The following is an 11,445-nucleotide window of genomic DNA, read 5'->3' on the forward strand; positions in this document are numbered from 1 at the left end:
GTGTCTCCGACTCAGCCTCTCATATTTTGGGCATATTCTAATTTGTACTAAAATCTAATAGAATTGTATATTTAATAAAAATTGATATACTTACTATATGGTAAAAAATATACGGAATATAACTCATAACATTTGTATAAAATCAATGATTTAAACAAATTTTGGCATATAAAGTATAAATCGTGACTTATATAAAATAAATAATTTAAATAGTGTTTATATATTTATATTGAAGAAAATTTATCAGTGGAGATTTTATGAAAAACTTAGGACTTTATTTTCATATACCGTTTTGTAATTCAAAGTGCTTGTACTGTGATTTTGATTCCGGTATTTCCGATTATTTGCATAAAAAGAGATATGCAAATGCTCTTATGAAAGAAATAGATATGGCAATTACAAAATACAGCTTAAATGATTATAAAATAGATACAGTGTTTATAGGAGGAGGAACTCCGACCTCATTAGATGAAGATTTATTGCAAAACGTACTGCAAAAAATAGATAAAAGCTTTAATTTCAGTGATAATTTGGAATATACTATAGAGATGAATCCTAATTCTGTGACGGATGAAAAAATAGAGATTATAAGAGAATCTAAGATAAATAGAGTAAGCATAGGTCTCCAGTCTACAAATATGAGAGAATTGAAGGCATTAGGAAGAACTCACACATATGAAGAATTTTTAAATACGTATAAAAAACTTAGAAACAAAGGCTTTACAAATATAAGTATAGATTTGATGATGGGTATACCCAATCAAGATTTTAAGACATATGAAGAAAATTTGAGAAATATAATATCATTAATGCCTGAACATATTTCTGCTTATATGCTTATAATTGAGGAGGACACACCTTTTTTTGATATGTATGAAAAAGGCATTATAAGTGTAGATGATGAACTTACACTAAAACTGTATGAGTGCACCATAAATAAATTGCAACAATATGGATATAATCAGTATGAGTTTTCGAATTTTGCAAAAAAAGGCTATGAGTGCAAGCATAATATCAAATATTGGAAAGTTGAAGAATATCTCGGTTTTGGGCAAAACGCACATTCTTTGTTTGGAGAAAAAAGGTTTGAAAATTACTCTGATGAATATATAAATCGTATAGAAAAAGGAGAGTTGCCGATAAATAACGTGCAAGAGCATACAAAAAAAGATATGTATGAAGAATGGATATTTTTAAAACTCAGAATGAACGAAGGTATATATATAAGTGAGTTGGATAAAAAATTTGATATAAATTTTAAAGAAAAATATGCAGGCAGTTTGGAAAAATTATATAAAGAAAATTTGATACAAGAATATGATAAATATTTAAGGTTGACTACAAAAGGTATAGAAGTCAGTAATACAGTGTTTTTAGAGTTTATTTAGTTCGAATTTAATAAAAATAAAATTAAAAACTCTAAACATAATTGACATATGACAGAAATGGTGATATACTTATATAAAGTTATTGACATATGACGGAAAGGAGTATTTATGCCGAGACCAAAACGATGTAGAAGAATATGTGGATATCCAAACTATTGGAGTTTTGCACCTGAAGACGCAAAAAACTCTGAAGTTATTGCTTTCAAACTCGATGAATATGAAACTATCCGTCTGATTGATTATGAAAAAATGACTCAGGAAGAATGTGCGTCTGCAATGGGTGTTTCAAGGGCAACCATAACAAGCATATATGAAAAGGCTCGTTATAAGTTGGCGGATGCTATAGTTAACGGAAAGCGTATTCGTATTACAGGAGGCTCTTATTGTATTGATTATATTCCAGCGTCGGCTGAAATAAGAGAAAAAGGAGAAAATATTATGAGAATAGCAGTTACTTATGAAAAAGAAATGGTAGGTCAACATTTTGGAAAGACAGAAGAATTTAAGATTTATGATGTGGAAAACGGCGAAATTAAATCATCTCGAGTAATTGATACAAATGGTAACGGTCATGGTGCACTTGCAGGTTTTCTTCGTGCTGCTGAGGTTGAAACTTTGATTTGTGGAGGCATAGGAGCAGGTGCAAGAAATGCCTTGAAAGAAGTAGGCATAAAACTTTTGCCTGGAGTGACAGGAAATGCTGATGAAATGGTGAAGAACTATCTATCAGGAAATCTTGAGTATAATCCGGATATAGAGTGTCATCATCACGATCACGACCATGGTGAAGGGCATAGTTGCCATCATTAATGCTATTTATCTAACGTATTATGTTGAATTGATCTTGTAGAAAAATATCTAAACATGGATTTTTTAAAAGCATCTCTTTTGAGGTGCTTTTTTACATAGAGAAAATTGATTTTAAGTTTAATTATTATCTTTTATGAATATCCTTATATCAATGAAAAATATTTTTGTCAATACATGATTAAATAGGCATATAGTACAATTTTGAGTTTTACTTTAATGATAAATTAATGTCAATGTGTTTTAGAATTATTTGGGAATATACTACGAATTATAAATGAATAAAAATGCCTAAAAAAAATTATTTTTTTTGTTATTTTTTGTTTTTTCTTGGTATAATATGAATTAGTGAATTACAAAATATATTTTATAAATATAAATATGTGCAAAATAAATAGATTTTTTGTCTTGATATATAGGTGTTTGAAATATAAGTAAATGATAAAAAAGAGATATGTTGAATAATCTTATTTGTATATATTTATAGTGTTAGCTTAATAAAATTTGACATTTTATATATTTATTCAAAAACTTGGAGGAATTTTATGTTAAGAAAAAAAGTATTAGCTTTTGCAGTTGCATTTGCTTTAGTGTTGCCTATTTGCAGTGTACCTACCAATTCATACGCATATAGAGATGTAACTCAATCAGAGCACAGTAATCAAGTTGCAGAAATAGAAGATATTGCAGATATAACGGATGAGTTTGTCAATAAGTACAAAGACAGAGCAGAGCTTTATTTATCAGCACCTGATAAAAAAGAAATAAAAAATATAGGAAAACTCAAAGATTTTAAAAATCTTACGACTTTGAGTATCAAATCATATAATATAGAAGAAACGGCTCTAAAAAATTTAATAAAAGACTTGCCTAAATTAAGTAAAATTATAATTGATACAAATAAATTCATAGATTTAGGAGGTATATCCAACGAAATAAGGCAATATGGCGGAAGTCAAAAGATTGAAACTATAATACAAGATGTTAATTTAGAAGATGTTTTTACAAAAAATACCATTGACAATCCTATTAAAATTAATGGAAAACCTGTAGCTATAAATACAACTATAACTGCAAATGGATATAATATACCGGATGTTATAGATAATAGTGAACCGTCAAAAATAAAAATTAAAAATTTTAATAAACTTGTAGAAAACGGTCTTGTTGAAATAGAACTAAGCTATGATAAAACAGTTTATAAACAAATAAATACAAAGCAATTTAAAGATATTAAATTTGAAGGTAATATACGTCTGAAAATTGATAAGCCCGGTTTAGCGATAAATGTAGTAGACGGTACATCGAATAAAACAGAGGCAAAACCTGAAGAGAAGGTAGAACTTAAGGCAGAGAAAACAAAAGATGGAAAGAAATTTGATAAGTGGGTAAGTGATGATGTAGTTATAACAAATAGTAACTCAAGAACAGAGGCAAGCTTTACTATGCCGAATAAAGCCGTAACTGTAAAGGCGACATATAAAGACTATGAGAAAATAAATAATCTTGAAGCAACAACAGGTACTATATTGATGACAACAATTACAACAGATATCGAGCTTAAAGTAACACCTGAGGAAAATAGTGATGAATTAACATGGACATCATCAAGAGAAAGTGTTGCAACAGTAGATAATACAGGAAGAGTTACTGCAAAAGCAAAAGGCGAAACAGTAATAACAGCAAAATCACTATTAAATGTAACAACAAGTGTAAGCTTAAAAGTAATAACAGAAGGTTTGCCTGATGCTACAATAGAAGAACCGAAACCACAAAAATCTGAAAAACCACAAGAACCTCAAAAATCTGAAGAATCACAAAAACAACGAGAACCTGAAAAAAAATCAAACTCAAACGATAAAGCTAAAAGCAACAGTAATTCAGGCACATCAGGTGGCGGTGGAGGTGGCGGAAGCTCATCATCAGCACCAAAACCTGTACAAAAACCTGTAGAAGCTCAAGCTGAAACTGCAACACAAGAAAAAGCACAAACAAATAAATTAAAACAAGAAATATCAAAAGAAATAAAAGTATCAGATGTAATGACAACAAAAGAGGCAGAAACAAAAGTAAATAATCTAAACGATATAAACGAAATAACATGGAGTAAACAAGCAATAGTAAAAGTAATGCAAAAAGGAATAATGTCCGGAGATACAAGCGGAAAATTCATGCCGAGAAAAAGCGTAACAAGAGCAGAAGTAGCACAAGTAATAGCAAATATAATAGGGAAAAAATTACAAAGCGCAAAAGCAGTAAAAGATGTAGACTCTGATAAATGGTATGCAAACGCAGTACAAACAGTGTTGGAAAATAAAATATTCACACAAGACGAAAAAGGCAACTTCAGATCTCAAAGTAAAATAACAAGAGCTGAATTATTTGTAGTAATAGCCAGATTCAAAGGAATAGAACCATTAGAAGATGCAAAAGCAAAAGAAGTATTGGCAAATTATAAAGATATAGAATCTATACCTAATTGGGCACTGGGATATGTATCAGCCTTAGTAGAAAAAGGAATAGTAAACGGATCTGATAACAAGATAAGTGCAAATGATAATTTAACAAGAGAACAATTAGCAAAAATATTTTCAAATATCGTAGAATAATATCAATAGTATAGCTTTGCCAAATTATAGCAAAATAATAAAAAATTTCAAAAAAACTGTTCTATCAATTATGATAGAGCAGTTTTTTGTATAAAGAAAACTAATTTTATATTATTTTCTAATAAAATTATGGATGATTTGTATAATTATATAACATTAATATAAATAATTTATTTGAAAAATTAATTATTATGATTTTTCATTATTCTATAAGATTTTAGTATCAGTTTTAATTATTAGCTTTTACAAATATCTATATAATTAATGGAAAATGTGTTTTGTATACTAAAATTCTATTTATAAAATTTCTGTATTTTATATACTTTGTTATTTAAAAAACATAAATTTTTAAGTATATGATTATAAAATGAGCTTTTAATTAGTTTTAAATGGAATTAATGTTGGTGCAACAAATATTAAAACTATACATAGTAATGTAATATTTGGTATAATAAATGTGCCATAAATTTGAAATTTATGGGGTTTATATGTACATATTAAAAATAAAAAAGCTTTATAAAATTAAGAGGTTACTGAATTTATATATTTATTGTATGAAATCTTATAATAATTATATTGTGTATTATACTAATCCCTAATTAAATGGACATATGATAAAAATGTTAAATGTAATGTATTTGATTAGGAGTGCTTTTGGATACTTCTGTTTTAGGGCTCACCTTAATAAAATGTATTCAAACGCATATGTATATTTTAATACTATTTTAAATATAGTATTAAGACATCATAGACGATATGTGATGTAGAAACTTTTTATGAAAAGGAGAAATAGAATGGCAGAAGGAAATGATAAAGCTATATTGAAAGATAAAGCTTATAACAAAAAAGAATTTATAGTTCCGCTTATTGTTTATATTATAGGATTTGTAATCTGCTTTATTTTTGCTCAGAAATCGGATGAACTTACTGTAGGTGCTTTTATAGGCTACATAGTTCTAAGTATAGCTACAATGATGATTTTAAAAACTTGGGCAAATGAAAAATATAGACTCGGACTTAAAATAAAATTTCCACTTAGTTTAATTTTTCCGTCTTACCCGCTTGTAGAAGACTATGATGAACTAACAAGGAGAATGAGCTCATTTAAAGCAGCGTACAGTCAGTTTATAGGCAGTAAAGATATAAATAAGGACAACAGTAAGATACAAGAGTATACTACGCAACTTTTATGGCATAGTATTTATCTTCAAAAAAGACGCTTAGAAAAATTAAATGTACAAATAGATTTGAAATCAAGCAGACGTTCTTATTCCAAGAATTCAAGCCCTGTTCGTTCCAGTACATATTTTGATGGTAGATACAATGTGGATGATGCCTATGAAGAGATTTATTGCACAAGGACTTATCAATTTAGCGGTAAAGATATAAAACGAGTATATGATAAGGAAGTTGCTCACTATACATTTTTGTCTGCAAAAAATGTCGGAGGGGACGATGTTGTATGTCCAAACTGTGGTAGTATATCATCAAGGAGCAATTTGATTGACGGATGTGATTTTTGCGGGACAAAATTTACTGTAGAAGATTTGGATAGTATGGTAGGCAGTTTTGGGTTTGGTCGTGATTTTCAGGTAATAGAAGGGAAACGTGAAGCTATAAAAAAATTAATATATCCGTGGGTTTATATGATGGGAATGCTACCATTTATCAATATGGGATTTTTTCTACCGTTTTTATATGTAAAAGATATGAATATATTTATGAGATTTGTCGGAGGATTATTAAGTGCCTTTGCACTTGGTTTTGCCGGATTTGGAATTGTAACTTTTTCAATGTTTTTTATAGTGCCGATCGTATTTTTATTTAACTTGAATTTTGAATTTTTAGATGACAAGTTGGTATGTCGTCCGAAAGAAAAAATAGATAAAGAAATAAAAAGGGCAAATGAAGTGAGAAAATATGATCCTTTATTTTCTATTCAAAGTTTCTTCGGAGGAGTCCAAAATAAACTGTATGCCGTACATTTTGCAGATACGGAAAATATGGTCAATGCTTTTTCTGAATGTGATCTTTCAAGGCAGTTGGAAAATTATAAGGATGTCGTTGATATGGACACCTTATCTTTTTATATAAATACATATCAGGTAAAAGATGATATGCAAATTGCAAGTGTAAGTGCGAATTTATTGCTTAGAGAATTAAAAAACGGTAAGATTGAAAATAGAAAAGAATTTGTGACTATGAGACTTGAAAAAAACAAAGACTGTAAAACACAGGCAGTTTGTGGACCGTCTATTCTAAAATGTATAAAATGTGGTGCCAACTTATCTCTCATAGAAGAAGGCAAGACATGTGAGTTTTGTGGAAACGAATTGAATCTGAAAGAACATGACTGGGTGATTACAAAATATCATACCTATTATAAGAAATCAGAAAATATTCAATAAAAGAGTGTATAAAACCACATACTTGTAGCAAATATAATGGTGTTATAATTATACATAGATATTTTTTAATGCAATGCTTAAATTGTTTTGCAAGTAAAACAATTTGAGCATATTTGTAGCTTAAGCAAAATAAAGGAACTATATTTTGCAACAGCCACTTTATTTAATTTAACACTAAGTAATTTATATTATTAACATTTAGTATAAATGACTTAGTGTTATGTTTTTTTATTTCATAATATTGTTTATTACATTTATTTCGTATTTATCTCCGGCTGTAGTAAGATATTTTATGCTTTCTGCGCAGTAGTATTCAAGATCATTGTCAAGATATTTGCTGTATACTTTATTGAGGTTTTTGTTTTTTTGCATATCGGCTCTGATTTGTGCTTTTACTCTAAAAACTACCCCTATTTCATGAGGATTTTTTATTTTTTGTGAATGTGTATCTGCATTTTTTAAATATTTTAAAGCTTCTGAATAGTTTTCTTCATTATTTAATATGAGTGCCATAAAAGCTTCTGCAATTGATTTTCGCCATATAGAATCCAATTTGCTGTAAAGATTAAGCGCTTTTTCAAAATATTCTGTGGATTTTTGATAATCCCCCATATCAAATGTTGCTTGTCCTGCATTTATGTTGAAAATTGCCAAGCTTATAAAAGCGCTCTTGCTTTCACATATTTTTATGGCTTGTTCGTAATAATATACAGCCTCATCAAATTCCATATTAAATCGTCTTATTTCACCTATATAATTATACGCTGCAGCTATATTAAGTGCATATTTATTAGCTACTTGTTTTGTTATTTTGAATGTGTTTATAGATTCATTCAATAATTTTTCGGCTTCTTCGTATTCTTGACACATTATTTTATATAAACCTTTTAGGCGCAATATTATGCCTGTTTCTTTGTGGTAATTGCATTCTACTGCTAAATTGAGCGCAAGTTCGATATATTTTAACATAATATCGGGCTGATTAGTCTGTATGCAATAAAATATCATCTGTTTGTAGCCTTCAATGGTATAATCTCTGTCTTCTACATCCAATGACTGTGTAATCATATCTTGAATAAGTTTTATGCCTTGCTCGTAATCTCCGTCTCTTATAAGATATCTGCCTTTCATATGGAGAAATGCTATTTCCAATTTTATTATTTCTTCGCTGTTACCTCCTTTTTTTCTAACTTGTTTTAATGTGTTTTCTATATCTTTAAAGTGTGAAAGTGTCTGTTGCTTGCTGAAGTTTTCATATCTGTATGCGTCCATATCGGCTTGGTTGAGTATAGGGAACAGCTCGTGTGAAAAATTAAGATAGTAGTTGAGTATTTTTATTTTATAAATAAGGGCTTTGCTTTTATTATCAGCATTTGTATAATGATATATGAGCTTGTGATAAATATCTATATTTATCTTGTCATTTTTTATTGATTGTTCTAAAATTGAGCCTATTTTGGCATGGAGTAATTTTTTTCTTCCGTCACTTTGTTTCATATATATAAACTCTCTAAGTTTTTGATGTGTAAATTTGAAACTTATAGAGTCTTCGTTTTGCGTTTCTGTGAGTATAAATTTATTTTCCAACTCTTCTATTATATCCATAAGTTCAAGTTCGTCATGACCTGTTATATCTTTTAACAGTTTAAGTGGAACTTCATCAAAAAATAGTGATGCAATATTTAATATTTTTTTGCTTTCTTCTGATAAATATAAGAATTTGCTTTTTATGATGTCTTGCATTTTTACGGACATTATGTTGATATCGCCATTTGATTTCAATATGTTTACATATTCAGTCAAGAAAAAAGTGTTGCCCTCTGTTTCCTGATATATTTTTTTTAATAATTCTTTTGTAGGTGTATAATTAGGATAGGCTTGTTTTACAAATTTTTCGGACTCTTCACTTGTAAATCTGTCGAGTGGCATTAAAATGAGCTTGTCATGTAAATTCATTGATGTTATAAGCTTATCCACATTTTTATCATATTCATTCCTATATGTTGCAATAAATATTATGTCTGATTTTTTTTGATGCAGTATTATACTGCTCAGTATGGATATGCTCATGCTGTCGGCATACTGTATGTCTTCAAATATTAACATAACTTTTTTGTGCTTTGTTATTCTTTCCAGTATGTCGCTCAGTATATCGCCAATCATATCATACTTTATGGTTTCAAAGTTTTCAGGAAGATGTTGATAAGGTGTATTCTTGTTTTTATTAAACTCAGGAAATATACATGAGATTATATTTTCCCATATATGAGGTATATTTATATTATCTTTTATTAGAATTTCTGACATTTTTGAAATTATAGGGTTCCAAGGTTTAAAAAAATATTCTTTTTCTGCCGGGTAGCAGTTTGTTTCAAATACATATGATTTTTCAGAGTTTATTTTGCTTAAAAATTCGTCTTTTAATCTTGATTTTCCTATACCTGCTTCACCTGAAAGTATTATAGATTTTGCATCATCATTTTTTATAAATTTGTCAAAGTTTTGTTCTAATAATCTTAACTCACTAATCCTACCGTAGAAAAATTTTTCGCTTTGAGATTTTTTATTGTAATTGGAATCGTTGATTAAATCCAAAACTTGATTAAATAGTATCGTTGTTTGTTCATCAGGTGTTATTCCGAGTTCTACGGATAGAATTTTTGAAAGTTTGTTATATGTGTCTATGGCACTTTTATAGTCTTTTATATCTTTGTAATGATTTATAAGTATTGCATAGGCTTTTTCGTCAAATTCATTGACGCTGATAAGTTTTTTGCAATACAGTTCTATTTTTGAGTTTTCTTGATTTTTTATACTTTTATCTATTAGTTCATAGAGCTTTCTGACAAATATCTCTCTATAATTTTCCCTTATTTGTGTGAGCCATTGTTCAAAAGGCTCTGCATTTTTTACATAAAAACCTTGTATAAAATCACCTATATATTCGTCTATAAGAGAATCATCTCCATTAATAAACGGTTCTACATTGGAGCTTATATCCAAATTAGGATTTATCATAACCAGTGATTTATTTGGTGATATCAATACGTCTTCATCAAAAGATTTTTTGATTTTATATATTGCATTTCTTAAATTTTTTTTAGCTATTTCTTCTCTGTCTTCGCACCATAACAGCCCTGATAACTCATCACGGCTGGCCCTTTTGTTTATGATCAGATAGTATAGCAATGCTTTGACTTTGCTGTAAGGGAATAGAACTTCTTTGTCATCTTTTGTTATTATTGGAGTTCCGAACATTTTTGCGTATATTTTACTCATTTTTCCCCCTTTTGCATAATTACTGAAATTTTTGATATCTATTTTTCATACAAATAATGCTGTTAATTATAATTTGTTGATTATTTTGAATTATATTATTGCTAATTATAATATAAATTGTCTTTTTTCACAATATAATACTTAATATCATTTAAAAATAGTGTGTTTTTTATTTGTAGAATATCAATGTTTATTTGAAAAATAAATATGGTTATTATCCATAAAAATATATTAATTTTTTTAGTATAGAAATATATTTAATACTAAAATCTCATAGAACAATGGAAAAACATAATAATTAATTTTTAAAATAAAGTGTTTATATTAATGTTATATAATTATATAAGTTATCCATAATTTTATTAGAAAATAGTATAATTAGATAATAGAGGTATCTGTTTTTATTAAATAACATATAAAATTAGTATAAATTATGAATAAAAAAATAAAGCCACTTGATAAAGTGACTTTTATTTTTGTAGCTTAAGCAAAATAAACCCCCAGTTTTACTGGGGGAATAAAAATCTTTAGATAAAAGAAAACCTCCATTTGATATAATAGAATTGGTCCGCCAAAACCAAAATAAAATCAAAAGGAGGTTTTTGTTATGAAAGACATAAATAGTTTATCACATTCCAAGTGGAGATGCCAGTATCATATAGTATTTGCTCCCAAATTTAGAAGAAAAGAAGTCTATGGAAAAATAAAACTAGACATAGGAAAAATATTAAGGAAGCTGTGTGAACAAAAAGGAGTAGAGATAATACAAGCGCAGGCATGTGTGGACCATATACACATGTTAGTGAGTATACCGCCAAGTTTAAGTGTATCACAATTTGTAGGATATTTAAAAGGAAAGAGCAGTCTTATGATATTTGATAGACATGCGAATTTAAAATATAAATATGGAAACAGACATTTTTGGTGCAGAGGATATTATGTAGATACAGTAGG

General features: G+C 28.4%; 6 protein-coding genes. 5 read left to right on the forward strand and 1 reads right to left on the reverse strand.

All coding sequences use genetic code 11. From position 1 onward, the window contains the following. Window positions 1–257: 257 nt before the first annotated feature. The 4 genes from hemW (at window position 258) to HMPREF9629_RS10555 (ending at window position 7,212) form a co-directional block, all read left to right on the forward strand. Entirely contained in the window at window positions 258–1,388 is a 1,131-nt protein-coding gene (hemW, locus tag HMPREF9629_RS10540; RefSeq protein ID WP_009526370.1) for a radical SAM family heme chaperone HemW, read from the forward strand. Between the two features lie 108 nt (window positions 1,389–1,496). Then, window positions 1,497–2,198 carry a DUF134 domain-containing protein gene (locus tag HMPREF9629_RS10545; RefSeq protein WP_009526371.1) on the forward strand — a complete coding sequence of 234 codons (702 nt, stop codon included), beginning with the start codon at window positions 1,497–1,499 and terminating at the stop codon, window positions 2,196–2,198. 542 nt (window positions 2,199–2,740) lie between these two features. Continuing rightward, a complete protein-coding gene (locus HMPREF9629_RS10550) occupies window positions 2,741–4,804 on the forward strand; it encodes an S-layer homology domain-containing protein (protein WP_009526372.1) in 2,064 nt (687 codons plus the stop codon). Between the two features lie 794 nt (window positions 4,805–5,598). Then, the gene (locus tag HMPREF9629_RS10555; RefSeq protein WP_009526373.1) at window positions 5,599–7,212 is read left to right on the forward strand and encodes a hypothetical protein; all 1,614 of its coding nucleotides are present in this window, start codon (window positions 5,599–5,601) and stop codon (window positions 7,210–7,212) included. 228 nt (window positions 7,213–7,440) lie between these two features. On the opposite strand, the gene HMPREF9629_RS10560 is transcribed toward HMPREF9629_RS10555, so the two are convergent. Then, the gene (locus tag HMPREF9629_RS10560) at window positions 7,441–10,491 is read right to left on the reverse strand and encodes an AAA family ATPase (RefSeq protein ID WP_009526374.1); all 3,051 of its coding nucleotides are present in this window, start codon (window positions 10,489–10,491) and stop codon (window positions 7,441–7,443) included. 607 nt (window positions 10,492–11,098) lie between these two features. Here HMPREF9629_RS10560 and tnpA point away from each other — a divergent pair. Further along, window positions 11,099–11,445 (forward strand): IS200/IS605 family transposase (tnpA, locus tag HMPREF9629_RS10565; RefSeq protein WP_009526375.1); only part of this gene is annotated, 347 nt, incomplete at its 3' end.

It is taken from the genome of Peptoanaerobacter stomatis (assembly GCF_000238115.1).
GTDB classification, from domain to species: Bacteria; Bacillota; Clostridia; order Peptostreptococcales; family Filifactoraceae; genus Peptoanaerobacter; species Peptoanaerobacter stomatis.